This is a genomic window from Erythrobacter sp. LQ02-29 (assembly GCF_022576075.2).
In the GTDB taxonomy this organism is placed as follows: domain Bacteria; phylum Pseudomonadota; class Alphaproteobacteria; order Sphingomonadales; family Sphingomonadaceae; genus Alteriqipengyuania.
The window spans coordinates 1,038,521-1,064,996 of the sequence record NZ_JANCNT010000001.1; the positions used below are offsets into that span (position 1 = coordinate 1,038,521).

At 62.2% G+C, this 26,476-nt stretch carries 24 protein-coding genes and 1 pseudogene; 13 read left to right on the forward strand and 12 right to left on the reverse strand.

Features of this window, described 5'->3' with window-relative positions:
• Positions 1-6 precede the first annotated feature (6 nt).
• Positions 7-1,047, reverse strand: coding sequence for a type I restriction endonuclease (locus tag MKP08_RS05090; RefSeq protein ID WP_241555174.1), 1,041 nt, complete (start codon positions 1,045-1,047; stop codon positions 7-9).
• Between the two features lie 59 nt (positions 1,048-1,106).
• Positions 1,107-1,988, reverse strand: a pseudogene (locus tag MKP08_RS05095) (YifB family Mg chelatase-like AAA ATPase); the annotation flags it as partial.
• Positions 1,989-2,219: 231 nt separating this feature from the next.
• Between MKP08_RS05095 and MKP08_RS05100 the strand changes: the two are divergent.
• Positions 2,220-2,612, forward strand: a complete 393-nt coding sequence (locus tag MKP08_RS05100) for a putative quinol monooxygenase (RefSeq protein ID WP_241555175.1) — start codon at positions 2,220-2,222, stop codon at positions 2,610-2,612.
• 224 nt (positions 2,613-2,836) lie between these two features.
• On the opposite strand, the gene MKP08_RS05105 is transcribed toward MKP08_RS05100, so the two are convergent.
• Genes MKP08_RS05105 through MKP08_RS05115 form a run of 3 tightly spaced genes read right to left on the reverse strand, consistent with a single transcriptional unit; the run spans position 2,837 to position 6,995 of the window.
• Positions 2,837-4,252 carry an efflux transporter outer membrane subunit gene (locus tag MKP08_RS05105; RefSeq protein WP_221544110.1) on the reverse strand — a complete coding sequence of 472 codons (1,416 nt, stop codon included), beginning with the start codon at positions 4,250-4,252 and terminating at the stop codon, positions 2,837-2,839.
• A 37-nt stretch (positions 4,253-4,289) separates the two neighbouring features.
• Positions 4,290-5,843: a DHA2 family efflux MFS transporter permease subunit gene (locus tag MKP08_RS05110; RefSeq protein ID WP_221543371.1), complete on the reverse strand. Its 1,554-nt coding sequence runs from the start codon at positions 5,841-5,843 to the stop codon at positions 4,290-4,292.
• 3 nt (positions 5,844-5,846) lie between these two features.
• On the reverse strand, positions 5,847-6,995 hold the full coding sequence (locus MKP08_RS05115) for an HlyD family secretion protein (RefSeq protein ID WP_221543370.1): 1,149 nt from the start codon (positions 6,993-6,995) through the stop codon (positions 5,847-5,849).
• 87 nt (positions 6,996-7,082) lie between these two features.
• On the opposite strand from MKP08_RS05115, the gene MKP08_RS05120 reads away from it, so the two are divergent.
• The 5 genes from MKP08_RS05120 to MKP08_RS05140 all read left to right on the forward strand — a co-directional run bounded on the left by MKP08_RS05120 (position 7,083) and on the right by MKP08_RS05140 (position 12,284).
• Complete coding sequence (locus MKP08_RS05120) at positions 7,083-7,553, forward strand: MarR family winged helix-turn-helix transcriptional regulator (RefSeq protein WP_215227341.1); 471 nt, start codon at positions 7,083-7,085, stop codon at positions 7,551-7,553.
• Positions 7,553-9,148, forward strand: a complete 1,596-nt coding sequence (locus MKP08_RS05125) for an AarF/ABC1/UbiB kinase family protein (protein ID WP_187337189.1) — start codon at positions 7,553-7,555, stop codon at positions 9,146-9,148. The genes MKP08_RS05120 and MKP08_RS05125 overlap by 1 nt, the downstream gene beginning before the upstream one ends.
• Positions 9,145-10,020 (forward strand): alpha/beta fold hydrolase, encoded by an 876-nt coding sequence (locus MKP08_RS05130; RefSeq protein WP_187335529.1) that lies wholly within the window; start codon positions 9,145-9,147, stop codon positions 10,018-10,020. Before MKP08_RS05125 ends, MKP08_RS05130 begins: the two co-directional genes overlap by 4 nt.
• Before the next feature lie 180 nt (positions 10,021-10,200).
• On the forward strand, positions 10,201-11,094 hold the full coding sequence (locus tag MKP08_RS05135; RefSeq protein WP_241555177.1) for an MlaD family protein: 894 nt from the start codon (positions 10,201-10,203) through the stop codon (positions 11,092-11,094).
• A gap of 167 nt (positions 11,095-11,261) precedes the next feature.
• Complete coding sequence (locus MKP08_RS05140; RefSeq protein WP_241555178.1) at positions 11,262-12,284, forward strand: hypothetical protein; 1,023 nt, start codon at positions 11,262-11,264, stop codon at positions 12,282-12,284.
• Between the two features lie 321 nt (positions 12,285-12,605).
• Here MKP08_RS05140 and MKP08_RS05145 read toward each other — a convergent pair whose 3' ends face one another.
• Positions 12,606-13,103: a lactoylglutathione lyase family protein gene (locus MKP08_RS05145; protein ID WP_241555179.1), complete on the reverse strand. Its 498-nt coding sequence runs from the start codon at positions 13,101-13,103 to the stop codon at positions 12,606-12,608.
• Positions 13,104-13,194: 91 nt separating this feature from the next.
• Between MKP08_RS05145 and MKP08_RS05150 the strand changes: the two genes are divergently transcribed.
• Positions 13,195-14,091 carry a LysR family transcriptional regulator gene (locus MKP08_RS05150; protein WP_241555180.1) on the forward strand — a complete coding sequence of 299 codons (897 nt, stop codon included), beginning with the start codon at positions 13,195-13,197 and terminating at the stop codon, positions 14,089-14,091.
• A 50-nt stretch (positions 14,092-14,141) separates the two neighbouring features.
• Here the strand turns inward: MKP08_RS05150 and MKP08_RS05155 are convergent, their stop codons facing one another.
• Positions 14,142-14,828, reverse strand: a complete 687-nt coding sequence (locus tag MKP08_RS05155; RefSeq protein ID WP_241555181.1) for a type 1 glutamine amidotransferase domain-containing protein — start codon at positions 14,826-14,828, stop codon at positions 14,142-14,144.
• Positions 14,829-15,078: 250 nt separating this feature from the next.
• Here MKP08_RS05155 and MKP08_RS05160 point away from each other — a divergent pair, with 250 nt between their 5' ends.
• Genes MKP08_RS05160 through MKP08_RS05175 form a run of 4 tightly spaced genes read left to right on the forward strand, consistent with a single transcriptional unit; the run spans position 15,079 to position 19,898 of the window.
• Entirely contained in the window at positions 15,079-15,711 is a 633-nt protein-coding gene (locus tag MKP08_RS05160) for a TetR/AcrR family transcriptional regulator (protein ID WP_241555182.1), read from the forward strand.
• The gene (locus MKP08_RS05165) at positions 15,704-17,389 is read left to right on the forward strand and encodes an MFS transporter (protein WP_241555183.1); all 1,686 of its coding nucleotides are present in this window, start codon (positions 15,704-15,706) and stop codon (positions 17,387-17,389) included. Before MKP08_RS05160 ends, MKP08_RS05165 begins: the two co-directional genes overlap by 8 nt.
• Positions 17,386-18,528 carry an HlyD family secretion protein gene (locus MKP08_RS05170; RefSeq protein WP_241555184.1) on the forward strand — a complete coding sequence of 381 codons (1,143 nt, stop codon included), beginning with the start codon at positions 17,386-17,388 and terminating at the stop codon, positions 18,526-18,528. The genes MKP08_RS05165 and MKP08_RS05170 overlap by 4 nt, the downstream gene beginning before the upstream one ends.
• On the forward strand, positions 18,528-19,898 hold the full coding sequence (locus tag MKP08_RS05175) for an efflux transporter outer membrane subunit (protein WP_306300124.1): 1,371 nt from the start codon (positions 18,528-18,530) through the stop codon (positions 19,896-19,898). Before MKP08_RS05170 ends, MKP08_RS05175 begins: the two co-directional genes overlap by 1 nt.
• A 505-nt stretch (positions 19,899-20,403) precedes the next feature.
• On the opposite strand, the gene ygiD is transcribed toward MKP08_RS05175, so the two are convergent.
• The 3 genes from ygiD to MKP08_RS05190 form a co-directional block, all read right to left on the reverse strand.
• Complete coding sequence (gene ygiD / locus MKP08_RS05180; RefSeq protein WP_241555185.1) at positions 20,404-21,255, reverse strand: 4,5-DOPA dioxygenase extradiol; 852 nt, start codon at positions 21,253-21,255, stop codon at positions 20,404-20,406.
• Between the two features lie 151 nt (positions 21,256-21,406).
• Positions 21,407-22,237, reverse strand: a complete 831-nt coding sequence (locus MKP08_RS05185; RefSeq protein ID WP_241555186.1) for an aldo/keto reductase — start codon at positions 22,235-22,237, stop codon at positions 21,407-21,409.
• Between the two features lie 75 nt (positions 22,238-22,312).
• On the reverse strand, positions 22,313-22,933 hold the full coding sequence (locus MKP08_RS05190) for a TetR/AcrR family transcriptional regulator (RefSeq protein WP_256970011.1): 621 nt from the start codon (positions 22,931-22,933) through the stop codon (positions 22,313-22,315).
• A gap of 96 nt (positions 22,934-23,029) precedes the next feature.
• Between MKP08_RS05190 and MKP08_RS05195 the strand changes: the two genes are divergently transcribed.
• Positions 23,030-24,019, forward strand: coding sequence for a zinc-dependent alcohol dehydrogenase family protein (locus MKP08_RS05195; RefSeq protein ID WP_241555188.1), 990 nt, complete (start codon positions 23,030-23,032; stop codon positions 24,017-24,019).
• Positions 24,020-24,172: 153 nt separating this feature from the next.
• Positions 24,173-25,282, forward strand: a complete 1,110-nt coding sequence (locus tag MKP08_RS05200) for an S-(hydroxymethyl)glutathione dehydrogenase/class III alcohol dehydrogenase (RefSeq protein ID WP_241555189.1) — start codon at positions 24,173-24,175, stop codon at positions 25,280-25,282.
• A gap of 363 nt (positions 25,283-25,645) precedes the next feature.
• Here MKP08_RS05200 and MKP08_RS05205 read toward each other — a convergent pair whose 3' ends face one another.
• Both MKP08_RS05205 and MKP08_RS05210 read right to left on the reverse strand, forming a co-directional pair.
• A complete protein-coding gene (locus MKP08_RS05205; RefSeq protein WP_241555190.1) occupies positions 25,646-26,065 on the reverse strand; it encodes a heme-binding protein in 420 nt (139 codons plus the stop codon).
• A gap of 104 nt (positions 26,066-26,169) precedes the next feature.
• Positions 26,170-26,463 carry a putative quinol monooxygenase gene (locus tag MKP08_RS05210; RefSeq protein WP_241555191.1) on the reverse strand — a complete coding sequence of 98 codons (294 nt, stop codon included), beginning with the start codon at positions 26,461-26,463 and terminating at the stop codon, positions 26,170-26,172.
• Between the last annotated feature and the right edge of the window lie 13 nt (positions 26,464-26,476).

Here is a 26,476-nt window from a genome sequence, read left to right on the forward strand (position 1 = left end):
TGTGGTCTATTCGGCGAGCATCACCCGAATCCGATCGAGAATAAGGTTCTTGTACTTGTAGATATCGTGCACTGCATCGATGGGGTTTAGCGCCTCTTCCTTATCCTTGTCGAAAGTCCCGAGATGCCGGGTCGTGCTAGAATTGAACCGCAATCGAACGACGGGCTTCCGATTGTTGTCGTCGAGCAAAACTGCACAGTACGATTTAGAATCTCGAATCACGATGCGGGACGGTTCAACTAACTCCGATCCGATAGACCTCACTATACGAAAACCTTCGAGTTCGTCGGGCGTAGTTTCGATCTCGGAACTGCTCGCAGGCTCGATTTCATCGGCATCGCTCATTGCTGAACTGATCCGCTCGTTGAACCGGTCCCGAATGATCGCATTGAACGCATTCGGGATATGACGCGCCACCGCGGACCGAATGCCTGAGGTGAGGCGTCGATCAGTCACTCGCGCTGCGATCAGCTTGACGAACTCGGAAGATGGTTCGCGCATTTCAGTCTCGATCGCCTTGGTCACCGCCCCTTCCATCTGGAGGTTTGCAGCGGTTTCCACGATCTGGTCGATGTCGAACCCCGCGCGCTGAAACTTCGCAAGATTCTTTACATCGGTTTTTTTGAGCGAGCGAAGGTCGAACTCAAAGAAGGGCTTCTCGTCCATTCGATTAGAAGAGTCGAGGTCAGAGAATATCTTAAAATGCGCTCCGTTCGTAAGGATCGCGAATTTCGCATCGGTAACGCTAAAATAGCGATATAGTTGGGAGGCATGTCGCAGGGAGAGGTCTTGATTGGCAGGTTTGCATTCCACCAACATTCGCACGTCGCCATCGAGGCAGATTGCGTAATCGACTTTTTCCCCTTTCTTTGTTCCAACATCACACGTGAACTCGGGAACTACCTCGGCGGGATTGAAGACATCGTACCCCAAAGCTTGCAGAAACGGCATTACCAACGCGGTTTTTGCTGCCTCTTCGGTTTCAAGAATGCTGGCATGCTGTTTTACCTTGTCGGCAAGAGCTTCGATGCGAGCTTCAAATTCCATTCGTCATCCCCCTGAATTTGGCGCAGCAAAAACTTTCAGAACTAAAAGTCAATAAGTTCTCACCCCCGCACCCCCATCCGGCGGTAGCTCAGCGCTTCCGCCACGTGGATGCGCCCCACATTCTCCGCGCCGGCGAGGTCGGCGATGGTGCGCGCGACCCTCAGCATCCGGGTGTAGCCGCGCGCGGAGAGGCGCATCGCCTCGGCCGCCTGCATCAGCAGTTTGCGGCCCGCCTCGTCCGGGGTGGCGAAGGCTTCGAGCGCATCGCCGTCCAGCTCTGCATTGGTGCGCGCGCCGCTCGCTTCGCCGCGGGCGGTCTGGCGGCGGCGGGCCTCGGCGACCCGCGCGGCGACTTCGGCGCTGCCCTCCGCAGGTGGGGGTAGAGCGAGGTCGGCGGCGCTGACGGGGTCGACCTCCACATGCAGATCGATCCGGTCGAGCATCGGGCCCGATACCTTGCTCTGGTAGTCGGCGGCGCAGCGCGGCGCGCGGCTGCAGGCGAGCGCGGGGTCGCCCAGATGGCCGCAGCGGCACGGGTTCATCGCCGCGACCAGCTGAACCCGGGCGGGGAAGCTGACATGCGCGTTGGCGCGCGCGACGTCGACCTTGCCCGTCTCCAGCGGCTGACGCAGCGAATCGAGCACCGCGCGCTGGAATTCGGGCAGCTCGTCGAGGAACAGCACCCCCAGATGCGCGAGGGAGACCTCTCCCGGCTTCACCTTCAGCCCGCCGCCGGTCAGCGCCGCCATGCTGGCCGAATGGTGTGGCGCGCGGAATGGGCGGGTGCGGCTCATCCGTCCGCCCTCCAGCGTGCCGGCGACCGATTGCACCATGCTCACCTCCAGCGCTTCCCCGGCGGAAAGCGGCGGCAGGATGCCGGGCAGGCAGCTGGCGAGCAGGCTTTTCCCTGCGCCCGGCGGCCCGACCATCAGCAGGTTCGATACGGCTACACCGTCAAGCGAGATTGCTGTGGAAAGTGCTTGGGAATGGCAGGAGGTGGGCCGATTGCCGACTGTCCGCTCCTGGCGGCGGCACCTCAGAAGTTGGCCGCTCGGGCACTCGGCAGCCGCCAGTCTCCTCACGACCCCGTTGTGGACAGATAGGATGCGACAGGCCGTGCGGCTGAGCGGGCGTTACTAGCAGTGGGCCGCTGTGATAGTTATGAAATCAGCATGGAATTTTCTAAGCGCAGCTTTATCGCGGCAATTTTGAGCGGGTCGATGGCCGCCTGCGTGCCGCTTATGCTTGGCCGCACAACTGAAGGTAAGCCTATGTACGGATTGATCGGCAAAATAATCGCAGTTGATGGACAGCGCGATGCGCTGGCTGAGATTCTGCTTGAGGGTTTGCGCGATATGCCAGGCAACCTGTCCTACATCGTGGCGGCGACGACCGACGATGCGCACGCTCTTTGGATAACGGAAGTTTGGACTGATGCAGAAGCTCACTCCGCTTCGCTCTCTCTCAATTCGGTGCAGGAAGCCATAGGCAGAGGAAGGCCCCTTATCGCGGGAATGGAGCGAATAGCCGAGACCAGCCCAATAGGGGGTCATGGCCTAATCTGATTGCGACCGTTCTTGCGGCTTTTGGATTATAGGCCGACATTTCGCTTCCCACCCCGTTCGAGCCGTTCGGTAGAACATCTCGTTTCCACCCAGAGGGTCGGCGGCTTCTGGGCCGAGTGCGGAAGGCCCGCTTTAAGGCGATTCCCCTCTCTATAGGGCATCGAAATGTACTCCCTCATCGTACTAAGGTGATCCCCTTCGATCCCAAGCCTAGGGCCTACCGTTCAGGGCTCCCTCCATCCCAATCCCAAGGACTTCTGGATCGCGATCCAGCCATTTGTCATGGCGGCGATCGCCCGATCGAGATTTGCTCTGGCCTGTTCGCGCTGGCGGATCGAAGTGTTGAGTTCGCCTTGCGAGATTACCCCCGCGGCGCGGCGTTGCTCGTTAAGCTCCGCAGCCGTGTCGGCCTGTCGACTGATCTGCGCCAGCGCGGCTACGTTGGCTCTTTGTTGCCCGAACCGGGCAAGCGATTGTTCGGCGTCGCGCAGTGCGCCAAGGACCACTTCAACATAACGCGCTTCGGCCTCGTCGCGCGCACTCTCGGCCTGATCGATCGATGCTGCCGTGCGGCCGAAGTCAAGCAGGTTCCACTGCAGCCGCGGCAAAGCGATTGCCGATAAGTTGCCCGGGTCCAGGATGTCGTCCGGCTCTGATCCGCCCAAACCGAGAATCCCCATGAAGGAAAGCTTAGGGAAACGAGCAGCCTCTGCCACGCCAATGCGCGCATTCGCCGCGGCCAGCGTGCGTTCGGCGGCTCGAACATCCGGCCGCCGCGCTATCAGCGCTGCGGGATCGCCCACCGCGACCCGTTCGGGGGGAAGCGGAATTTCGGCCTGAGCCGCCAGGAGCCCGTCGAGTGCGCCGGGCGCTTCGCCCGTCAGCACTGCGAGCGTGTCCTTGAACACATCGATGTCCGCTTGAGCTTCCGCGATCTGCGACTTGAGCAGTTCGAGCTCGGCGTTCGCGTCACCGACCGGAAACAGTGGGAGAGTGCCCTGTGTATAGCGCTGATAGGTCAGTTCGAGAATCTGCTGCTGCAATTCCCGTTCTCGCTCGACAAGCTCGAGCCGCCCCTGCGCTTCTCGCAGGCTCACATACGCCCGCGCGACTTCGGCGGCGAGCTGGACTTTCGCATCCTCGGCGTTCGCCACCGAGGCCGCAGCCTGAGCGTTAATGGCCTCGACACGCCGTGCCTGCCCCCCAGCGAAATCGATCTCCCAGTTTGCGTTGAGCCCGACGTTGTAGACGCTGAGGCTGTCCTGCTCTTCGTCGTCAGCAGGAGCGCCGGGCGATCCCGGTGGCGGGCCGCTGCCGATATCTAGCCCTGGGATATTCGCCTGGACCGCAGTCGCCTGCGCAGCCACGGCGGGTAGCCGGTTGGCGCGTTCCTGGCGGACAGCAGCCCTTGCCTGTTCGATGCGAGCGCGCGCCGCGGCCACGCCCGGATTGCCGGCCAGCGCGCGCGCCTCCAGTTCATTGAGAACCGGATCGCCGAGCAACGTCCACCAGTCGCCGGCAATCGGCGCTAACGGATCGATTTCGGGCCCGGCCCGTACGAACGCATTGCCTGCGGCGGTCGCAAGTTGCGGGGGACCGGCATAGTCGGGACCGGACATGCAACCCGCGAGGAGCGCCATGGGAGCGAGGAGGGTTAGGGTCTTGCGCATAGAGTTCTCAGTGCATCGAAAGGGATACGTTCTTCGGGAGAGGCTTGAGGAACAGTACCAGCGGCACCGTGACCAGGGTAATCGCGCCCATGGCGAAAAAGACATCGTTGTAGGTCATCACGAACGCATCGCGCTGAATGATGCGGGAAAGCATCTCCAGCGCGGCCTGTGGGCTGCCCAGCGACGCCGTCATGCCATCCAGATATTCCTGTAGTCGGGGGCTGTTAGCGTTGAGGGTTTCTTCCATGCGCCGACTATGATGCCACAGGCGCTGATCCTGGAACGAGGCGAGCCCCGCGAGCGCGAACGAGCCCCCGAGGTTTCGCGCCGCGTTGAAGATCCCGGAAGCATCGCCGGCATCCTCCTTGGCAACCGAAGCTACCGTCGCCTGGTTGAGGAACATCATCGTGAGGATCATGCCGATGCCACGCAGGAACTGGCTTTCGGTGAACACTCCACCTCCCGATTCCGCTGTCAGATTTATGCTGACGAAACAGCTTAGCGCCATGATGAACATGCCCGCGCCCACAGCAATCCGGATGTGAATCCTTCGTATCATGAAGGGCAGCACAGGCATCAGCAAGAAGGCCGGAACACCCATCCAGAAGATTACGAACCCAGTCTGCAAGGCGTTGTAATCGGAGATTATCGCAAGAAATTGCGGGATCACGTAGGTCGAGCCATACATGACCATGCCGAGCGCCAGTGCCATCACCACGACGCTGGCAAACTGCCTGCTGAGCATCAGGCGCAATTTGAGCACCGGTTTGCGCGCGTAAAGCTGTCCGTAGGTCAGAAGTGCAAATCCCACGACCGTCATCAGTGTGAGCTGGACGATCAGCGTGGAATCGAACCACTCCTCACGGTGGCCTTCTTCAAGCACGATGGTCAGCCCACCCAACCCAAGGATCATACCAGCTATTCCCGCCCAATCAGCCTCGCGCAGGTAAACCCAGTCGGGCTTTTCATGGGGTAGCCCGATGAATAGTAAAGCAAGGAGCAACGCGCAGACGGGCACGTTGACGAAGAAGGCGTAGTGCCAGCTCAGGTTCTCGGTAAGCCAGCCCCCCACCAACGGGCCCATTACCGGCCCAAGAACCACGGTCATTCCGAAGAGCGCCATGCCGATCGGCTGTTGCGATGGAGGCAGTCGCTTTGCGACGATGGTCATGGCGGTTGGAATAAGCGCGCCGCCCATGAACCCTTGACCGGTGCGACCGATGATCATCGTCGTCAGATCGGTGGCAATGCCGCACAACACCGAAAAGGCCGTGAAGGCAGAAACCGCGACGATGAGCAGCGTGCGAAGGCCGAGCAGTCTTTCCAGCCACGCGCTCAGAGGGATGACGATGATCTCGGCAACAAGGAAGGCTGTCGCGATCCAGGTGCCCTCGGTTCCGGTCGCGCCGATTTCCCCCTGGATCGTCGGCAGCGCCGAATTGACGATCGAGATGTCAAGCGTTGCTAGCATCGCCCCCAGCGCACCGGCGGCTACGGCGATCCAGGCCGTAGCATCGGCCTTTTCGACCGGCGGCGAAACCGCTCCAGCGGCGCCTGCCATCGGTCAGTCTCCGGCCGCGTTGCGGATCGAATCGAGTTCGTCTCTGGCGGCGCGCGTATCGACACTCGCGACAACAGACATGCCCGGCACCAGCAGACGCAGGATCTCGGGCGAAGCCTCGATGGATATGCGGACCGGCACGCGCTGAACGATCTTGGTGAAATTACCCGTCGCGTTTTGCGGAGGTAGGATCGAGAATTCCGCCCCGGTCCCGGGGGCGATGCTTTCCACTCTCCCCGATAACTCGAGATCGGGCAGCGCGTCGATTTCCAGGGTGACGGGTTGCCCGGGGCGGACGAGGCCGAGCTGCGTTTCCTTAAAATTCGCCGTCACATAAAGACGGTCGGTGGGAACCACGCTCATCAGGCGCTGGCCGGGCTGGACAAATTGTCCGGGCCGGACCGTGAGGTCACCCACCCGCCCGGAAATGCTCGCCCTGAGCGTGGTCGACGACAGGTTCAGGCGGGCCGCCTCAAGCTGCGCACGAGCTGCGTTGGCTTGCGAATTGGCCTGGTCTATCTGTTCGCCCAGCGTGCCTTGCCGCCGCTGTGCAGCCGTGAGCGCGGCGCGCGCCGCCGCGACCTGGGCTTGCGCTTCTCTGGCCTGGGCCTGCAGCTGGTCGAGCCTTTCGCGCGGCTCCGCTCCGGAAGCGGCAAGGGGGCGATAACGCGCAACCTGCTCCGCAGCCAGACCGGCCTGCGCAGATGCCGCGGCAAGTTGGGCACGGGCCTGCTCGATAGCCGCATCCTGCTCTCGCTGTTGTGCGCGAACCGTATCAGCTCCGGCGAGCGACGCCGCGATCTGGGCTTCGACCTGGCTGGTCTGGGCGCGATAATCCCGCACGTCCAGCTGCACAAGTGCATCGCCCGACGCAACCGTTTGATTCTCGGTCACCAGTACGCGCTCGACATAGCCGGCAATTTTGGGGGAGATGATGACGCTGTCGGCGGCGATATAAGCGTTGTCGGTGGACTGCTGGAATCGGCCGTACGTCTGATGATTGTAATACCAGTAGCCCCCGGCGAGCAGGACCAGAATGACGGCGATCAGCAGACCAAGCCGGACCCGCGGACTGGACAACCCCTTCGGACGTTCGCCTTGATCGCTATCGCCTGCTGTCTCGTCCGCCATGGTAATTTCGCTCCTCGCCATCGTTTGGCCCGTTGCACGAGCGATATAGCGGTCAAAATAAAATACGAAAGTCCTTTACTATTTTTTCCTGATCGATAGGACCCACTCATGACGGAAGACGAGGACACTCTCGCACTCGACAATGTCATCACCGACGATGATCGAGCGATCTTCATGATGGACGAGATCAGTCGCGCCGCGCGCAAGGCATTCGATGACCGGGCACAGCCGCTTGGCCTCAATCGTACGCAGTGGCGTGTGCTGGCGCAGCTCATCAAAGATCCTGCCCTGAACCAGACCGACATCGCCAGGCGCCTCGAACTCGAATCCGCCACCATTGGCTTGGCGGTCACCGCCTTGACCCAGAAAGGCTTTATCGAGCGCCGCCGTGACCCGGCGGACGGGCGGTCTTGGAGTCTCGGCCTGACGAGACGGGTTGAGGAAATACTCCCTGACCTCAGACGGGCCGCAGACGCGACCCACCTGCGAATATGGAGCGGAATGACGCCGCAACAGAAGAGTACTTTGCATTCGCTTTTGGAGATGGTCAGCGAAAACGTACGGCGGGATGCTCTCTGATGGCAGACATGCCGCCTTCGCGCATGAGTGACCGGAAGCGGCTTGCGCAGGTCATAGCAATTCTCGGCCGTCACGGGCTGGGCGGCATCGTGTCCGCGTTGGGATCCGGCCGATCTCAAACCAATGCACATCCGACGCGCCCGGAAGCCCTGGTCGAGGCACTGCGCGAACTGGGACCAGTCGCGACCAAGCTTGGCCAGATCCTCGCGATGCGAAGCGATCTCTTGGGGCCGGATTGGACGGCAGCGCTATCGCAGCTGCACGATCGCGTTCCGGGTGTACCGTTCGAGCGTGTCGAGGCTCCGCTCACCCATGCTCTCGGGGAAGACTCCGGCCAGTATTTTCGTGAGCTGGATCGGGAGCCGATCGCGGCGGGCTCTATAGCGCAGGTGCACGCAGGAATACGGAGCGACGGCGTACCGGTCATCGTCAAGATCCGGCGACCGGGAATCGAAAGTGTCGTGGATGCCGACATGCGTTTACTGCGGCGCATTGCCCGATTGGCACAACGCGCCAGTCCCCTTGTCGAAAGACAGAGGCCCGATGAGCTGTTGCGGTTCTTCGCCGAAAGCCTCGATCGTGAGATGGATCTGGGCGCTGAAGCACGCGCGAGTGCGGAGATCGGCAGCTATCTTGCACGGTTCGGGATCGAGACAGCCCACTTCGACAACGAGGTGAGCGGGCGCAGTCTCAATGTCCAGGAGCGGGTCGACGCGATCCCGGCGACCGACTTGGCCACACTGAGGGACGCCGGCGTGGATTTTACGTCCGTCGCGCGCGGCTATTCACGCGCGGTGCTGAGCATGATAATCTTCAACGGTCGCTTCCACGCCGATCCGCATCCGGGCAATGTGCTGATCCGCCCCGACGGGACCTTGGTGTTCATCGACTTTGGCGCGGTAGGCACTCTGCTGCCAGAGCGGCGGGACGAACTGGTGCGCCTGTCACTGGCGATCGCCGGAGAAGATATCGACGATCTGGTCGATGTTCTCCTTCAGTGGGCAGGCAATCCGGCGGTCGATCGTGAGGCGCTGAAGGCATCGCTTAATCAATTGGTCGGCAAGTTTCGCAACACGCTTCTCGACCAGATCGACCTGTCTGGCATTTTCGCCGATGTATTCGATCTTCTGCGGACTTACCAACTGGCCCTACCCGGCGACCTCGCCTTGATGCTGCGCACGCTGCTCACCGCCGAGGGGTTCGTACGCCGTCTTGACCCGCGCTTCGACATAACGTCCGAACTTGCTCCGATCGGCAAACAACTGCTGATGGAGCGCGCCAGCCTGGCAAACCTGCGCGGAAATGCCCGGCGGACAGCATCGACGCTGATACGCGCGCTTCTCGGCACCCCGGAGATCGTCGAGAACCTGGCGTCGATCGCTCGCCGCGGACAGCTGCCGATCCGGTTGGATCCTCAGGATCTTGCGCGACTGGAAAGGCCGTCAGGTGCGGCGCCCATGCGTTCCAGCGACCTGATTGCGGCAGCGCTCATCGTATCGGCAGCTATCCTGGCAGACCTATCGATAATTGCAGCCATTGGCTGTGCCTTGGCGGCGCTGACATTCTTTTTTCTTGCCCGGAGGCCGCGCTCGTGAACGAGGATCGCCTGTTGCTTCCTGGTGCCGACGGCCTGACGCTTGTCGCAAGTACATTCGGACCGGCTGACGGTTTCCCTGTGCTTCTGGCTCATGGAGGCGGACAGACACGGCGCGCCTGGAGAAAGGTCGGCACTCGCCTGGGCCGGGCCGGATACCGAGCGATTGCCCTCGATCTCAGAGGGCATGGCGAAAGTCCATGGTCCCCGACCGGCGCTTATGATGTGCACGATTTCGGCCGGGATCTCGTTGCAGTTGCGCAGAGTTTCGAGCGCAATCCGGCGCTGATCGGTGCGTCGCTGGGAGGATTGGCGGGCCTTGTGGCCGAGGGCACGATCGCGCCCGGCACGTTCGCCTCGCTAACCCTCGTAGACATTACGCCGCAAATGGAAGCGAACGGGGTCGCGCGGGTCCTCGGCTTCATGGCGCAGCACGCCCGAGAAGGGTTCGAATCGCCCGAGCACGCTTCCGCTTCAATCGCAGCATATCTGCCGCACCGCGAGAGACGGCAAAGTTCCTCGGGATTGAAGAGTTACCTTCGAAAGGCACGGGACGGGCGGTATTATTGGCACTGGGATCCGGCATTCGTCGAGAACGTTACGCGCCGACGCACCATTACCGACGACGTTTCCGCCGGGTCGACCGAGCTTGTTCAGGCTGCGTCGGCGCTGTCGCTCCCGGTCCATCTCGTGCGCGGTGGATCTAGCGACCTTGTTTCTCCCGAAGGCGCCGCTGAATTCCGGAAACTGGTTCCCCATGCAAAATTCAGCGATATCGCTGGTGCGTCGCATATGGTCGCGGGCGACGAGAACGATGCGTTCGGCGACGCAGTACAGCGTTTCCTGGTCGAAACTCACCCTGTAAAACTGTGACCCTAATGATTGCGCCACAAGGCCAACCTCGGTCAGGTACTGTGGCGGACACCCTAGGAGCACGCGGGGCGCGAACTTTCAATGTTTCGGCACCTCTGCCGGACGGAAAAATCCCTGTTTGCGTGCAAGATGGAAACTAACGCAAACTTTTCCTTAGTGGGGTGGATCGTTGGCATTCTGATGCTTGCCACCATCGCTTTTGCGGTGTGGCTTCTCGATCCCACGCCCAATCAGGAAACATATCTCGTCAGGTTTGATCGCTCCGTGGAAGGCCTTCAGCCGGGGTCGACCGTAACATTGTCGGGTGTTCCTGTGGGTCGGGTAACATCGGTCCGCCTGGCGGAAAATGGACCGGGAAACGTTCTCGTTGTGCTGACTCTCGATCCTGATGCAGCGAAAGTTGACGGCCTTGAAGCGACAATCAGTACCAACCTGATAACCGGCGAGGCCGCGCTGGTGCTCGAGGGTCGAAGGGGCCGTCAAGGCATATACGCCGACAATTCAGGAAGGAAGATCATCCCGGCCTCGGACGGAACCGGACTTTTTGGGGGGAATGCGACCGCTACCGTCGAGAGCGTGGCAAACAGTGTCCGCGCTTTGAACGAAGGACTGGAACCAGAAAAGCAGCGGGCGATCACCTCGGATCTTGCCCGGCTTCGAGTCACGACGGCCGATCTGGCATCGGACGCGGAAGGATGGGACGAAGATTTGGCCTCAACAAAAGGAAGACTGTCGGACTTGCGGCAACGGGTCGGTGGATGGGGAAATGATCTTCGAGACGCAGATCGCCGAATTTCCGACGGAAGCGCTTCCACCAGCGCGCGAAGACGTCTTCGCCAATTCCGCGAAGGGGTACAGAACGCTGAGAATAAGCTTTCCCAGGCAAAGAGCGGCATTCCGGCGATCGAAAATTCTCTGATCGAAGGGGAAGCGGTCTTTCGCGGACTCAGTCGCGACCTCGGGCCTGTCAGAGAGAAAATCGAAGATGTCGAGGTCAGGGGAATGACATCAGATCCTCCTCTCCCAGACTATCGGGCTGGGAGAAGAGACGCTGGAGCGAATTCCGAACATTAAAAGTGAGCCTAACGAACGACGGCTCTCGGAGAGAGAGCACAGCCCGTTGAATGGCGGAAAGGAGGGCGCAAAGCTGACATCACGGATCCTAAACTCCGAGGTGCTTGGGCTGCATGTCGCGAGCGACCTATAACCGGTTCGAAGTTCTTGCCGGTAGAGGTGCTATTATGTCCAACTCACACACGTCGATGCATTCGAACCGTGTCCAGAAGATCGTGTTTACGAACGATGAGATGGACCGGCGCGCAGTTTGGACAAACGCTCAAGGGTACGAGCATGCCTTCCGCAAGGTCTTGCGTCGGATGGGCTTCGAGCAATCCTTCCCCATGGAACTAGCGGGCGGTCACGGGTTCACTAATATTGCCTTAAGTGTGCTCGACTGCCAGCAGGCATCTGGATCGGGACCTCGGCTTCTCATTCCGATAGATCCTCAATCCAATCCCGACGAGCGCGTGATTGAGGCATCGCTTGCCCGATCCATCGGACTGATGCTCGCGGACGCGGCGATGTACGATCAGATCTGGGTCGATACCCACAGCGATCTCCAGTCAAGGTTTGCGAAAAGACCGGAGGCTTCCTTGGAAAGGCTGGATTTTGCGGCGGGGCCTCATGACGGTCTGCTATTTCATGCCGAGTTTCTTCGGCTCAATCACGATTTCTCGACAACCCGATCAAGGCGAAGCGCTTCCGATATCGAAGAGCTGATCGAGGCGATTGATTTCGACCTTCGCGAACATGATCGCATCGTCGCGGCCCTGACAGTCGACGAGCTGGGATCTTATCGACGGAAGATTACAGGTCTTTCCGCCCACGTTCTCGAGCTCGCTGACATCAGCCCGGACGACCTGCCGTCGCTTTTCAATGAAAATGGTGATCAACCCTTCACATCGATCGATGGCTCTCTCCCGTTTTCCGCAGGGCGGTTCTATTGGTCGAGAGGAACGCTCGAGTGCTCGCTCGAAATGCGCAACGGCCGGGGCTGGATCGATGGCAGAAGGGTCGTACTTTCGCACCCTTCCAACCTACCTGTGACAACCCTTTCGTCCTGTGTCGGACGGCCACTACATACTCTACTTCAGATTGAAGGGTTGAAATTCGAAGCGACCATAAAAGAAGTACACGCGGCAAGGGATTGCATTGTAGTTGAAATCGAGATGCCCAACGATGAATTCCTGGAAAAACTCGGTTGAAACGCAAAGAACAGATCTGATTGCGCATCTTGCAATACCCGGTCGCGCAAATTTGAGCAGGTTAGATATGCCTACACTCGCACCGACATTAGCTGTGGAAAGGTACCGGAATGGCCGAAACTGGGCCGGCAGGAGACTGTCCGCTCATAGGAGCTTGGGCCTCCGAAGCCGCCATTAGACTGACGCCATCTGTCGCGCCCCTTCGAATGGGCGGTCGAGCGTTGCAAGTTCGCCTGTCGTGTTGCCTGGGATACGGTTCGCGCTCTGGTTTTGGCGTTGACCCCGGCGAAGCAGGCGCTTCTGCGCCGCCGGGGTTCCCCATCACGAATAAGCGCCTTCCGAATAGGTTAGCTCGTAGCTGTGGCTGTAGACTTCGAAGACGATGCCGAACGGATCTTCGACATAGCACATGCGATAGGGCTTCTCGCCGGGATAGTATTCGCGGATCGGCATGCGCTGCTTGCCGCCGGCGGCCACGATCTTCTCGACCAGCCCTTCCACGTCCGGATCCTGCACGCAGAAATGGAAGGTGCCGTGGCGCTTGTGGTCGAGATTGTCCTTCGGCGCGTAGTTTTCCGGAAACTCGAAAATCTCGATGCCGACACGGTCGGCAGTGGCCAGATGGGCGATCTTCAGCGATTTCCAGTCCGGGCCGAACACGTCGGTGCACATGACACCGATCGGGCTCTCGTCCTCGAACACCTCGGTCGGCTCCATGATCGTGTAGAGCCCGAGGACCTCGGTGTAGAATTTAACCGCGGCTTCGAGGTCGGGGACCGAGAGACCGATGTGCGAGAAAGTCTTGGGGGATACCTTCATTGCAGTTCCTTTCGTTGGGGTGCAGCCAAGATCGGGCCTGCAAGACCAAAATAGAAATTATCATATGCCATAGTTGTGATAACAGCATGTTATGCGCGAACTGAATTCGACTTGGCTCGAATCCTTCCGGATCCTCTGCGAAGAGCGAAATTTCACTCGCGCCGCCGCGCGTCTCAACATGACCCAGCCGGGCATGTCGCAGCACATCGCGAAGCTCGAAGAGCGGCTTGGCACACGACTGGTCGAGCGCGACGCGCCGGGCTTCATGCTGACCGAAGCTGGCGAGAAGACGCTGGCGCTGGCCCGGTCTCGCTGGCGCGAAGAACGCGACTTCCTCGCCAGTCTCGAGGATGGAGATGCCGACAGCGGCAAGATGGCCCTAGCCTGTTCGGGCAGCTTCGCGATGCTCGTCTATCCCGGCCTGATCGGCTGGATGACATCGGCCCCCGACCTGACGGTCGTTCTCGACGCTGCTCCCGAAGACCGGATCGTGGAGGGCGTGCTATCCGGCGCTTTCGATCTCGGTGTCGTGTCCGGCGAACCACGTCATCCCAGGCTCAGCGTGGAGCGGCTGTGCGACGAGCACCTCGATCTCATCCTCCCGCAGGACTGGGCGGGCCGCTCTCCGACTTTCCAGGACCTGCAAGCGCTTGGTTTCATCCAGCACCCCGACGGCACGCGCTACGCCGACCGCGTGCTAAGCGCGAATTTCGCGAACGACTATCGCGGCCCCGAGGGACTACGCATTCGGAGTGGGGTCAACCAGATCGGCCAGATCCCCGCCCCGGTCGCGGCAGGACTGGGCTACACTGTCCTTCCTCGCAGCGGCATTCTTGCATTTCCGGGCCGTCATCGACTGGCCATCGCCGAGCTCCCCGAACCCAACATGCTCGAGCTTCGCCTCATTGAGCCGAGGGGCAAGAGCAGGTCGAAGCGGATCGAAAAACTGGTCGATTTGGTGCGGCGGGAAGCGGCGAAGCTGGACTGAAGCGGCGGGGATCGGGCTCCCGCCACCGCCCCAGTCCACCTAGGAGCCGATCAGGCCTCAACTGCGAGCGCTTCGAGCAGCTTTTCGGCAGCGCGCTCGCTCGAGGGCGGGTTCTGGCCGGTGATGAGCAGGCCATCCTCCACCACATGGGTCTCGAACGGGCCGGCCTTGGAGAAGGAACCGCCCTGCTCCTTGAGCACGTCTTCGAGCAGGAAGGGCACTACCTCGGTCAAGCCGACTGCCTCTTCTTCCTCGTTGGTGAAGCCGGTAACCTTGCGATCCCTTACGATCGGGTCGCCGCCGGGCGCGGTCACGTTCTTGAGCACGGCAGGCGCATGGCACACCAGTGCGACCGGCTTCCCGGATTCGAGCGCACCTTCGATGATCGCCTTCGATACCGGGCTTTCGGCCAGATCCCACAGCGGGCCGTGGCCACCGGGATAGAAGACCCCGTCGAAGGCCGCGACATCGACATCGGCCAGTTTCACGGTCGCCGCGAGTTGCGCCTGTGCCTCCTCATCCTGCTTGACCCGTTTGGTCGCATCGGTTTGCGCGTCGGGTTCGTCCGACTTGGGATCGAGCGGAGGTTGGCCGCCGGCGGGGCTGGCGAGCGTGATCTCGTGCCCGGCATCCTTGAGCACATAGAAGGGTGCGGCGAACTCCTCGAGCCAGAAGCCGGTCTTCTTGCCCGTATCGCCCAACTCGTCGTGGCTGGTCAGAACCATCAGGATTTTCATGCTCTTCGCCTTTTCGCTGCATTGGGGAACGCGAACGCATCTGCGCACGCCTTGCAATTCGAACCGGCGACCATCCTTTCGGTTTCGAAGAGGCGAAATTTGTGCGCTGCGGAACCGTTCGGCATCCCGCGGTTATCCTGCAGTAAGGGTCGCGCCTTGCCGCGGGGACGACCGCCAGTTTGGACGAATATTCAACGACTATTGAATATTGGGTCAAAGGCCCCATCTTGCTGCTTTCGAGGAGCGGCAGATGACCCAGCGACGCGGCCGCGGACGGCCAAAGCACACCGATAGTGATACCGGCGCCGCGATCGCCAGCGCCGCCCTGCAGCGCTTCGCCGCGCAGGGCTACGAGGCGACCTCGCTGCGCGAAGTCGCCGCGGACGCTGGGGTCGATGTCGCGCTCATCTCCTATCGTTACGGCGGGAAGACCGGGCTCTGGCAATCCATTGTGTCGCAGGCGGCGTGCGACTTGCGCGAAGCGCTCGAAGAAACGCTGGCCGCCACGAGCGACCGCCCCGCGATCGAGCGCCTGCGCCATTCGATGAAGGCGTTCCTCGCCTATCTCCTGAAGCGCCCCGAAGTCCCGCGCCTGCTGCTGCGCGACATCACCATCGACACCGAGCGCTCGCAATGGCTGCTCGACGAATTGTCGCTGCCCCTGCACCGGCACTTCAACGAGCTCGCACAGGAGGCAGTCAGCGACTGCCCGGCCACACCGGCACACCTCGATTTCCGAGTGGCGAATTTCATCTATTCCGCGGCCAGCACGGTGGCCCGGCGCGAGCGGCTGGCGAGGCTGGTCGACGACATCGCCGAGGAAGACCAATTCTCCGCGGCCCTCGAAACCGTGCTGATCGAAGGAGCCCTGTGCGATGACTGAGCGCCAGGTCCTGATCGATGAAGCTGCCGGTTACCGGTTCAAGCCGCACGAGATGCCGATCCTGCCTGGCTCGCCGGCCAATCCCGATCACCCGCCCGCAAGGCGCGCAGCCTATCTTGGCATCGGCATATTGCTCGGCCTGATCGGGGGTGCGCAGAACGGCTTCCTGCTGGCGAACACCGGCGCCCTGCAGGCGGAATTCGCGCTGACTCCGGTCGAGGCCGGCTGGCTGACGGTCGCCTTCTATTCGACCTATGCCTGCATGAGCATGCTGCTGTTCCGCGTGCGGCAGGAATTCGGCATCCAACCTTTCGTGCGCTGGGCGATGGCGAGCCTCGTCGCGGCCAATTTCATCCAGATGATCGGGCCGGGATATTATCCCGAGCTCGCGGCACGGGCGGTTGCGGGGATCACCGCGAGCGGGTTGTCGGCGCTGTCGATCTACTACCTCATGCAGGGCCTGCCCGCCGCCATGCGCGTGGGCGGCCTGGTGATCTCGCTGGGGCTGGTGCAGATCGCCTTTCCCCTCACCCGCGCGCTTTCGCCCGCGCTGCTGGTCGATGGCGACATCACCCGCGTGTTCCAGTTCCAGTTCGCGCTGTCGCTGCTGGGCTTCGGGCTGGTCTATTTGCTGCGGCTTCCACCGGGCATCCGGAAGAAGACCTTCGAGCCGCTCGACATGCCCAGCATCGCGCTGTTCATCGTCGGCGTCGGTGCCCTGTGCGCCTTCCTGATCCAGGGCCGCATCCAGTGGTGGGACACGCCGTGGCTCGGGCTCGCGCTGGCGATCGCCGTGGTCGGCCTGGGCGGGTGCTTCCTGATCGAGGCGAACCGCAGGAGCCCGATGCTGGACCTCAGCTGGCTGTCCAGTCGGGCAATCCTGAGCCTTGCCATCATCGGCGCGACGGTCCGCATCCTGGTCGCCGAACAGGGCTTCGGGGCCAGCGGGATGTTCGCCGCGCTGGGTTACGGCAACCAGCAGCTGACCGGCTATTTCTGGATTCTGGCGGGCGCGACCTGCGGCGGGATGGTGCTGTCGGTCGTCCGGCTCGATCCCAAGGATCTCACCCGCCCGGTGCTGGCTGCCGTGCTGGTGATCTGCATTGCCGCCTTCGCCGACACGCGAACCGGGGTGATGACGCGGCCGCAGGACCTCTATCTCACGCAGGCCGCCATCGCCTTCGCCGCCGTTTTCGCCATGGGGCCGATCATGATGGAAGGGATGCTGCGCGCGCTCGCGGCGGGGCAGAGCTACGTAATCAGCTTCATCGCCGTCTTCTCGCTGTCGCAATCGCTTGGCGGGTTGGCGGGGATTTCCCTGCTCTCCGCCTTTCACACGGTGCGGCTCAAGACCCATCTGATCGACGCCGGGAACACGCTGACGCTCGGCAACGCGCCGCTGGCACAGGCGCTCGCGAATGCTGCCCGCCGCGCCGCGCCGTTGCAGCCCGATGCGGCCCTGCGCCAGCAAGCGGCGGCAGCGTCCATCTCGCAGGAAGTCGGACGCGAAGCGGCAGTGCTCGCCTTCAACGACGTCTTCTTCCTCATCGGCACGCTCGCCGCGGTGACCTTCGCGGTGCTCTTCGCCGGCTGGCTGACCAACAAGATCCGCGGGCGCAACCCGCTCGCCAAGGAACTGGCCTTCCTCGAGGCCATGCTCGCAAGGACCCGACAATGAACGATAGCATATCCACCACGGCCGAAAGTCCCGAGACCGTGACGGCGGAACCGGACGAGACCGAGATCGAAACCGAGACCCAGACCGAAACCGCAGGCGGCTGGTCGCCCAACCCCTCGCGCCGCCGGATCGGCGTGGCTGTGCTGCTCATCTTCGCAGGCGTGCTCGCGGCGCTTTACGCATGGGGCTTGCCGCCCTTTGACAGCGGCAAGGAAACGACGAACAACGCCTATGTCCGCGGACGCACCACCATCGTCAGCCCACAAGTCGCGGGCTATCTGGTCGAAGTTCCCGTGACGGATTTCCAACGGGTCGAGGAGGGGGACCTCCTCGCCCGGATCGACGACGCCCCGTTTCAGGAGAAGGTCCAGCAGGGCGCGGCCAATACCGAGGCGCAGAAAGCCACGCTCGCCAACAGCGCGCAGAGCTTGCGTTCGGCGAAGGCGCAGCTCGAACTGCAGGATGCCGCCGTCGCCAGCGCCCGCGCCGGACTTCAGAAGGCGCAGGCGGACATGAACCGGATCGCCGAACTGGTCGACGAGGGATCGGTATCGCTGCGCGAGCGCGACCAGGCCCGTGCCGCGCTGCAGCAGGCGCAGGCCGGAGTAAGGCAGGCCCAGGCCCAGCGTGCCATCGCAGCGGAAAACGTCCGCTCCGTGACCGTTGGCAGGGGTGCGCTCGAAGCACAGGTCGCGGGCGCCGAAGCATCGAAAGGCCTCGCCGAATTCGAACTTTCGAAGACCGAGATCCGCGCGCCGCGCTCGGGACGGCTGAGTGAGGTGACCGCCCGCGTGGGTCAGCTCGTCAGCGCCGGGACGCAGCTCATGTACATCGTTCCCGACGATCTCTGGGTGGTCGCCAACTTCAAGGAAACGCAGACTTCCAGGATGGCAGTCGGCCAGCGGGCCACACTCGAGATCGATGCGCTCGGCGGGGTCCAACTCACCGGCAAGGTGCAAAGCATCGCGCCCGCAGCCAGCAGCGAGTTCAGCCTGGTCAAGCCCGACACGGGGGCGGGCAATTTCGTCAAGGTGCCCCAGCGGATCGCCGTCCGCATCGTGCTCGATCCGGGTCAGGAGGCGGCCAAGCGATTGGGGCCGGGCATGTCGGTCGTCGCGACGGTGCACACGAGGGACTGATGGCCATGCGCAGCTCGCTCCTCCTCGCCGCGACCTCGGCCCTGGCCCTGTCCGCCTGTGTACCTACGCTCCAGGACGCCCCCGTCGGCGCAGCCGTTGCTCCGCCTGTGGAATGGCGGACGCAACTGGCAACGACCGCGCCGGTCGAGGCGCAGTGGTGGGCGAGTTTCGGCGACCCCCAACTGACCCGGTTGGTCGAACAGGCACGGCTCAACAATCCGGATGTCCGCATCGCTGCAGCCAAGGTCGAGGAAGCGCGTGCAACCGAACAGGGCTCACGCGGCTATCTCCTCCCCTCGCTCGGCGCAGGTGTCGAGGGCGGCGTGAGGCGCGAGGTTTCGCCCTTCGGGCAGGCACAGGAATCGGTCGTTGCCCGACCTGCCTTCCGCGCTTCCTACGAGGTCGACTTGTTCGGCAAGAACGCCGCCCGCATCGATGCCGCCGAAGCCGGCGTCGCAGCGAGCGCTGCGGGCGAGGAAGCCGCCCGGTTGGCGGTGACCGCCGCGACCGCCAGCGGCTACATCACGCTCCTCGCACTGGATGCGCGGCTCGCGGTGCTCGAGGAAACGCTGACTTCCCGGCAGGAGGCGGTCAAGTTCGCGCGCGACCGGGCGGAAGTGGGCTATACCTCGCAGCTGCCACTGCGCCAGGCGGAGGCGGAATATCAGGCCACGGCGCAGCTGGTGCCGCAGCTGAAGGCGCAGATCACGCGGCAGGAGAACGCCCTATCGACCCTGACCGGGGAATTGCCCGGCAGCATCGAGCGGGGAGGCACGCTGGCCGATCTTAAGGCGCCAGCACCTCCGGCGACACTGCCTTCCGAACTGCTCCGCCGCAGGCCCGATATCGCCGCTGCCGAATATCGGATCGCGGCCGCCGATGCCAAGATGCGCGTGGCGCGCGCCGACTTCATGCCCTCGCTGGACCTCGGGGCGAGCGCGGGCCTCGTCCTGTCCGACCTCCTCGCCGACCCGATCGGCATCTGGTCGCTCGGCGGGAGCATCCTCGCCCCGGTCTTCCAGGGCGGGCGGCTGCAGGCGCAACTGGACGGGGCAACCGCCCAGCGCGACCAAGCGGCCTTGGCCTATCGCTCGACCGTTCTCACCGCCCTTCGCGAGGTCGAGGACCGCATGGCGGTGCTGGCCAACCTCGGCGACCAGGCGGCCGCATTACAGGCGCAGCGCGCCGCAGTCGCCGATGCGCTGCGCCATGCGCGCAACCGCTACCGCGCCGGCTACACCCCCTATATCGAGCAGGTCGATGCCCAGCGCGCGCTGCTCGGCGTCGAGCTGTCGCAGATCCAGACCAGAGCCGACGAACTGACGACACTGGTGGGCCTGTATCAGGCGGTTGGCGGCGCGCCGGAATGAAAAATGAGGGCACTCTGGTGTGTGACTGAAAACGGCTGCTTTCCACCCATCATTTAATTGCCGAAGCAATGCTGGCGGTCCGCTTTTAGGGATTCTCTGAGTGAGCTCGAGCGTCCGAAATTAGGGCGCGAAGCTGCCGTTGCGCGCAGCGCAATCAACGGCGACGCGATCAAGAGCAGGTTGGATATGCCTACACTCGGCGCGTTATGAGCTGTGGAAAGGTGCCGGAATGGCCGGAAAGGGCCGGAAGCGGACTGGCCGCTTGCGGGTGAAGCGATAACGAAAGCCGACGTTCCGCAAACGACCCAACGTGGCCGTTCATGATCCTCGTCAGTTCGGTCGAACACGTCCTTTAGGAAGGCAAGATCATTAGGCGCGACTTCGCGAGCCGAGAGGGCAGAGCCAGGATTCCGACATGTTCCCGAGTTCAAGAATCAAGACGAACTCCGACGTTTTGCATCTTCCGTCCTGACTTCATCATGCCTGTCCGCCGTGTGCCGAGGGATCATGTATTCGTCTGGTCGGCCGGCACATCACTCGGCAAGTTGGCCGCGCCCGTTTTTTCGGTGCATGCCACACCTTCAGTGCCAAGACCGTAACACGTCATGGACACTGAACCCATCGAATAGCCGCGCACCAGCGGATCAAGGGTTTCGTTGCGGGCAGCCGCCATTCCGGCAAGATAAAGCAGCGGAACGAAATGGTCGGGCGTGGGAACCGCCGCGGCATAATCGGGATGCTCCACAAGGCGCAGCAGATCGCCCGGGTTTTCTGCCAGTTGGCGAACCGCTGCTTCGTCGAAACGCTCTGCCCAGTCGAACGCAAAATCGGGCTGGTTCCAGCGCACGGCTCGGAGGTTGTGAACGACATTTCCGCTAGCGACCACCAGGACGCCGCGGTCCTGCAAGGCTGCCAGTCTTGCGCCAAGGTCAAGATGATAGCTCAGCGGCTTGAGCGCGTTGATCGAGAGCTGCACCACCGGGATGTCCGCCTCAGGGTAGAGGTGCGCGAGCACCGACCACGTTCCGTGATCGAGACCCCACTGATCCTGGTCGAGACCCACCCACTCGGGCTTCACCAGCTCAACGATCTCTTTCGCGAGGTCCGGATCGCCCTTGGCCGGATATTCAAAGTCGAACAGCTCCTGTGGGAAACCGTAGAAATCGTGGATTGTGCGAGGGCGCGCCATGGCCGTGACCGCCGTGGCACCGAAATACCAATGTGCAGAAACCACGAGGATCGCCTTGGGGCGGGGCAACTCACGCCCGAATGCCCGCCAGGCCGAGGTGTAGCCATTGCTCTCGAGCGTATTCATCGGGCTTCCGTGGCCGATAAAGAGTGCGGGCATCCGATCCATAAGAAGACTCCTAGTGGTTCACCTTGCTGCGCGAAGGCTTGCGAAGTGATAGTTCACGCTCCAGTGGCAGGCTCAACAAGTTTAAATTCCGCTTCTACCGCTGATCCGGCTTACGCTCTGTTCCTTCGAGCGATAATATCGTCATCTGATGCTAAAGCATCTCGAGTGGACGGCGGTCGCGTGGCCTGGGAAATGCCGCGTCGAGTGTCGCAAGCTGAGCGTTGGAAAGAACGATATCGGCGGCCGCGCGGTTCTCCCGCACATGTGCGACTGAACTCGCTTTCGGGATGGCGATGAGACCATCTTGCCGCAACGTCCACGAAAGTGAGACCTGCACAGGGGTCGCGCCAACCTCGGCTGCAATTTTGTTGAGAGCGGGGTGGGTAGAAAGTCGTCCCTGCTCGACTGGACTATACGCCATAACCGGTATGTTATGCTCGGCGAGCCACGGCAGCAGGTCCAATTCGGGACCTCGCCGGACCAGATTGTAGAGGATCTGGTCGGTCACGCAGTCATCCCCGCCCGCAGCGACGAGCTCTTCCATATCATCGGTATCGAGATTGCTGACACCCCAGTGCCGGATCTTTCCTGCCGATTTGAGCGCCTCCAATGCCTCCGCAGTCTCAGCGAGCGGCACCGATCCCCTCCAATGGAGCAGGTAGAGGTCCAGCCGGTCGGTGCCGAGCCGCTTCAGGCTCGCCTCGCACGCACCGGCAAGGCGGGAGCGCGATGCGTTCTGCGGATATGCCTTGCTGACGAGGAACAACTGGTCACGAACGCTGCCCAGCGCCTCGGATATCAGCGTTTCCGCCGCACCATCGCCGTACATTTCGGCCGTATCGATGAGCGTCATGCCCAGTTCGACACCGGCGCGTAGCGTGGCGATCTCATCGGATCGGCGCTCGGCACGTTCGCCCATCTTCCAGGTGCCTTGACCCAGTGAAGGAACCACTTCCCCGCCGGGCAATGTCACGTGTTTCATGTGCTTTCGTCCTATGAGATGAGTTCGACTGTTCGGTCGCGGGAGGCGGATTGGCAGATGACCACCAAGTAACGATCATATCGCGGCCGGCCATCGATCGAGCGCCATTTTGGCGATGGAGAGCAGTTCGTTGAGCGTAGCGCCGTCGCGCGCCTGAACGGACATGCCTTCCATGACCGTATTGATGAATTTGCCTAGCACGGCCGGATCGGTGTTGGCCGCAAGCTCGCCCTGCTCGACGCCGCGTTGCAGACGCTCGATCAGGAGGGCCTCCGCCGCGATACGCTTGTCGCGCAGCAGGCATTCGATGGTGGCGGACGCTGGCGAAACCGCTGCCGCTGCCGAATACATGAAGCAGCCGGCCGGCGTTCCAGGTTCCGAGAATGATGACGCTGCTCGTTCCAGCAGGCCTTTGACGGCCTCGTAGGTGGACAACGCCGGATCGTTGATGGGTGCATAGAGGTGGACGCTGAACGTCGCGGCGTAGCGCTCGATCACCGCCGCAAACAGCCCCGCCTTGTTGCCAAACGCTGCATAAAGGCTGGCTGCGGCGACGCCAGTCTCCGCCACCAGATCGGCCATCGATGTCGCCTCGTAGCCGCGCTGCCAGAACAGACGAACCGCCCTGTCGAGCGCAGCGTCAGTGTCGAACACACGAGGGCGACCTGCGCGGCGACGGGCTTTCGTCTCTGTCATTTCTGGCGCACCATATGGAACGATCGATAAATAATATCTTGAAACTGGTGGTTTGCACCCTTACAGAACGATCATTCAATAATCAAGGAGCATCCCATGAGCCGCATTGTCCGTATTCACGAATATGGCGACGCCAGCGTCCTCAGGATTGAAGATGTGGAAGTCCCCGCGCCGGCGGCCGACGAAGTGCAGATCGCGGTGAAGGCGATAGGCATAAACCGCGCCGAGGTGATGTTCCGCAACCATGCCTACCTTCAGGAAGCCGAGTTCCCGAGCCGCCTCGGCTACGAAGCTGCCGGCACTGTCGCTGCGGTCGGCGCGGACGTGACCGGGTTTGCGGAAGGCGACGCCGTCAGCGTCATCCCTCCGCTCGATATCGCGCGCTGGGGCACTTATGGCGAGGTCGCCAACGTTCCCGCCCGCCTCGTCGTCAAGCATCCGGCGGCGCTGTCGTTCGAGGAAGCGGCGGCCGTGTGGATGCAGTATGTCACCGCCTGGGGTGCGCTGGTGGAGCAGGCGAAACTCGGCAAGGGCGATTTCGTCATCGTCACTGCTGCCTCCAGCAGCGTCGGCCTTGCTGCCTTCCAGATTGCGCGGATGGTCGGCGCGACGGTAATCGCGACGACGCGTACCGGCGCCAAGCGCCAGGCTCTGATCGATGCCGGTGCACATCATGTCCGCGCGACCGGGGAAGAGGATCTGGTAGCGAGGGTGATGGAGATAACCGACGGCGCAGGTGCGCGCGTGGTGCTCGATCCGGTCGGAGGCCCGTCGTTCGAGCCGCTGACCGAGAGCATGGCACGCGGCGGCATCCTGCTTCAATATGGCGCGCTCAGTGGCGAACCGACGCCGTTCCCGTTGTTCTCCGTGCTGGGCAAGAGCCTCACGCTCAAAGGGTATCTCTACAGCGAGATCGTCTCGGACGATGCCGCCCTCGATCGCGCCAAGGCGTTCATCGTTGCGGGTCTGGAATCGGGCGCGCTCAAGCCGCAGATCGCGCGCACTTTCCCGCTCGACGCCATTCAGGAAGCTCACCGCTTCCTCGAATCGAACGAACAAATCGGCAAGGTCGTCGTTACGGTCTGACCGGCATACCGGGGGGAGTGAGCGATCGCTCCCCCTTCCCCGACAGAGGATCGGACGATCGGCGTCCATACCAGTATGCGAATGTCGACGAATTTGCGCTGACGTAACGGCCTCGCACCAGCAACCAGTTTAACTCAACGAGGGTATCCCAACATGAAATCTCGCGCCGCTGTAGCCTTCGAGGCGGGCAAGCCACTCGAAATCGTCGAAATCGATGTCGCCCCACCCCGTAAAGGCGAAGTGCTGATACGAGTGACGCACACCGGTGTGTGCCACACCGACGCGTACACGCTGGAGGGGAGTGATCCGGAGGGTGTTTTCCCGGTGGTTCTGGGCCACGAGGGCGCGGGCATCGTTGTTGAGGTCGGTGAAGGCGTCACCAGCGTCGTGCCGGGCGATCACGTGATTCCGCTCTACACCGCCGAGTGCGGCAAGTGCGAGTTCTGCCTGTCGGGCAAGACCAACCTGTGCGTCGCTGTCCGCGAAACGCAGGGCAATGGCTTGATGCCCGATGGGACCACCCGCTTTTCGTACAACGGTCAGCCCCTCCATCATTACATGGGCTGTTCGACCTTCAGTGAATATACTGTCGTCGCCGAAGTCTCGCTCGCCAAGATCAATCCCGAGGCAAACCCCGAACATGTCTGCCTGCTCGGCTGCGGCGTCACGACCGGCATCGGCGCAGTCCACAATACCGCCAAGGTCCAGCCCGGAGACTCGGTCGCCGTGTTCGGCCTCGGCGGCATCGGCCTCGCGGCGATTCAGGGTGCGCGCCAGGCGAAGGCCGGTCGCATCATTGCCATTGACACCAATCCGTCCAAGTTCGAGCTGGCACGCCAGTTCGGTGCGACCGAGTGCATCAACCCCAATGACCATGACAAGCCCATCCAGCAAGTGCTGATCGAGATGACGGGCTGGGGCATCGATCATACCTTCGAATGCATCGGAAACGTCCACGTCATGCGCGCCGCGCTTGAATCAGCGCACCGTGGCTGGGGTCAGTCGATTGTAATTGGCGTTGCCGGCGCGGGCGAGGAAATCTCGACCCGCCCATTCCAGCTCGTCACGGGCCGTGTATGGAAGGGGTCCGCTTTCGGTGGAGTCAAGGGACGGACAGAGCTCCCCGGCATGGTCGAGGACGCGATGAAAGGCGATATCGATCTGGCCCCGTTCGTAACCCACACGATGGGTTTGGAGGAGATCAACGAGGCCTTCGAACTGATGCACGAAGGCAAGTCGATCCGCTCGGTCATTCACTACTGACCCATCGATCCGAAGCGGTGCGAAGCGCTCGGATCGACAACTCGGCCGTCATCATGGCCCGACCCCCGGCCATGATGACGCGCGCTCTGGCAAATGGGCAACGCGTCGCGATACGGTAACAAGCGCCGAAGTGCGGTCGTTACATGCCGATAGCGGCACGAACCAAGGCCGCCTAGCCCAAGCGTTCACCAGCGGAGTGTGTGCTGCCTCGTCGCGCGACCCAACGGGAAAATGGTTTTGTCGTAACCGTTGTCCAATGCTGGAAAAATATCTCAAAGGTGCCGAATATCGGGCCAGCCTGACCCTTGGATGTATTGAGTCGGAAAAGCATTCATCTGTTACCCGACTGTGATGAACCAAGGCTCAGCCGCGCGCGAACGCCTGCGTCGCCGCCTCGGCCACGCACTGACCTTGCTTGTCGTTGCCGCCCGACACGCCCACCGCGCCGATCACCATCTCGCCACCCTTGATGGGCACGCCCCCGGCGAAGATCATCACCTTGCCATCGTTGGAGGCATGGATGCCGTAGAAGTCGGCGCCCGGCTGGGCGAGCTTCGCCAGCGCCTTGGTCTCGACGTCGAACGCGCGCGCCGTCCACGCCTTGTCGATCGCGATGTCGACGCTGCCGCGCCACGCATCGTCCATTCGCGCGAACGCTAGCAGGCAGCCGCCTGCTTCCACCACCGCGATGTTCATCGGGTTGCCGATCCGCTCGGCCTCCGCGATCCCCGCATCGACAATTGTTCGCGCGTCGTTCAGGTCGAGCGTCTGGGTAGTGCGCATGGAGTATCTCCGTGGCCGGTTCGGGGAAAGCTGTTCAGTGCACGCCGCCGCGCGCGGGTCCCCCCCCCGGGCGAGAGCGACGTGCTAGGGTGCCGACCGCTCCGCTATTTCGCGGCCAGCAGGGTGAACTTGTGAATCTGCGGCGGTTCGGAAAACAGTTCGTCTGCCTTGTCCATCAGTGCGGCGGCAACCTTGCCGTCAAGATGGGCCTGCCGATCCTCCTCTGTCTCGAACGTATCGAAGATCGCGTACGCACCGGGACCTTCCTCGATCGCGTACCAGGTCTGAGTGCCCGGCTCAGCTTGAACGAGCGGCAATGCCGAGGCCAGGAAATCGGCGACATCGCGCTCTTTTCCGGGCTTGGCCTTCAGCGGTACATACAGGGCAAGTTTGGGCATAAGTGACTCCACA

Bases quoted from the DNA above. Each gene is read 5' to 3' on its own strand.
- MKP08_RS05110 (WP_221543371.1), bottom strand. From the start codon at position 5,843: ATGGCAGGCGCCGCTGGAGCGGTTTCGCCGCCGGTCGAAAAGGCCGAT.
- MKP08_RS05205 (WP_241555190.1), bottom strand. From the start codon at position 26,065: ATGCGCACTACCCAGACGCTCGACCTGAACGACGCGCGAACAATTGTC.
- MKP08_RS05145 (WP_241555179.1), bottom strand. From the start codon at position 13,103: ATGAAGGTATCCCCCAAGACTTTCTCGCACATCGGTCTCTCGGTCCCC.
- MKP08_RS05125 (WP_187337189.1), top strand. From the start codon at position 7,553: ATGGCAGACATGCCGCCTTCGCGCATGAGTGACCGGAAGCGGCTTGCG.
- MKP08_RS05185 (WP_241555186.1), bottom strand. From the start codon at position 22,237: ATGAAACACGTGACATTGCCCGGCGGGGAAGTGGTTCCTTCACTGGGT.
- MKP08_RS05210 (WP_241555191.1), bottom strand. From the start codon at position 26,463: ATGCCCAAACTTGCCCTGTATGTACCGCTGAAGGCCAAGCCCGGAAAA.
- MKP08_RS05200 (WP_241555189.1), top strand. From the start codon at position 24,173: ATGAAATCTCGCGCCGCTGTAGCCTTCGAGGCGGGCAAGCCACTCGAA.
- MKP08_RS05140 (WP_241555178.1), top strand. From the start codon at position 11,262: ATGTCCAACTCACACACGTCGATGCATTCGAACCGTGTCCAGAAGATC.
- MKP08_RS05165 (WP_241555183.1), top strand. From the start codon at position 15,704: ATGACTGAGCGCCAGGTCCTGATCGATGAAGCTGCCGGTTACCGGTTC.
- MKP08_RS05175 (WP_306300124.1), top strand. From the start codon at position 18,528: ATGGCCATGCGCAGCTCGCTCCTCCTCGCCGCGACCTCGGCCCTGGCC.
- MKP08_RS05090 (WP_241555174.1), bottom strand. From the start codon at position 1,047: ATGGAATTTGAAGCTCGCATCGAAGCTCTTGCCGACAAGGTAAAACAG.
- ygiD (WP_241555185.1), bottom strand. From the start codon at position 21,255: ATGGATCGGATGCCCGCACTCTTTATCGGCCACGGAAGCCCGATGAAT.
- MKP08_RS05135 (WP_241555177.1), top strand. From the start codon at position 10,201: ATGCTTGCCACCATCGCTTTTGCGGTGTGGCTTCTCGATCCCACGCCC.
- MKP08_RS05190 (WP_256970011.1), bottom strand. From the start codon at position 22,933: ATGACAGAGACGAAAGCCCGTCGCCGCGCAGGTCGCCCTCGTGTGTTC.
- MKP08_RS05150 (WP_241555180.1), top strand. From the start codon at position 13,195: ATGCGCGAACTGAATTCGACTTGGCTCGAATCCTTCCGGATCCTCTGC.
- MKP08_RS05195 (WP_241555188.1), top strand. From the start codon at position 23,030: ATGAGCCGCATTGTCCGTATTCACGAATATGGCGACGCCAGCGTCCTC.
- MKP08_RS05155 (WP_241555181.1), bottom strand. From the start codon at position 14,828: ATGAAAATCCTGATGGTTCTGACCAGCCACGACGAGTTGGGCGATACG.
- MKP08_RS05120 (WP_215227341.1), top strand. From the start codon at position 7,083: ATGACGGAAGACGAGGACACTCTCGCACTCGACAATGTCATCACCGAC.
- MKP08_RS05160 (WP_241555182.1), top strand. From the start codon at position 15,079: ATGACCCAGCGACGCGGCCGCGGACGGCCAAAGCACACCGATAGTGAT.
- MKP08_RS05105 (WP_221544110.1), bottom strand. From the start codon at position 4,252: ATGGCGCTCCTCGCGGGTTGCATGTCCGGTCCCGACTATGCCGGTCCC.
- MKP08_RS05115 (WP_221543370.1), bottom strand. From the start codon at position 6,995: ATGGCGAGGAGCGAAATTACCATGGCGGACGAGACAGCAGGCGATAGC.
- MKP08_RS05100 (WP_241555175.1), top strand. From the start codon at position 2,220: ATGGAATTTTCTAAGCGCAGCTTTATCGCGGCAATTTTGAGCGGGTCG.
- MKP08_RS05170 (WP_241555184.1), top strand. From the start codon at position 17,386: ATGAACGATAGCATATCCACCACGGCCGAAAGTCCCGAGACCGTGACG.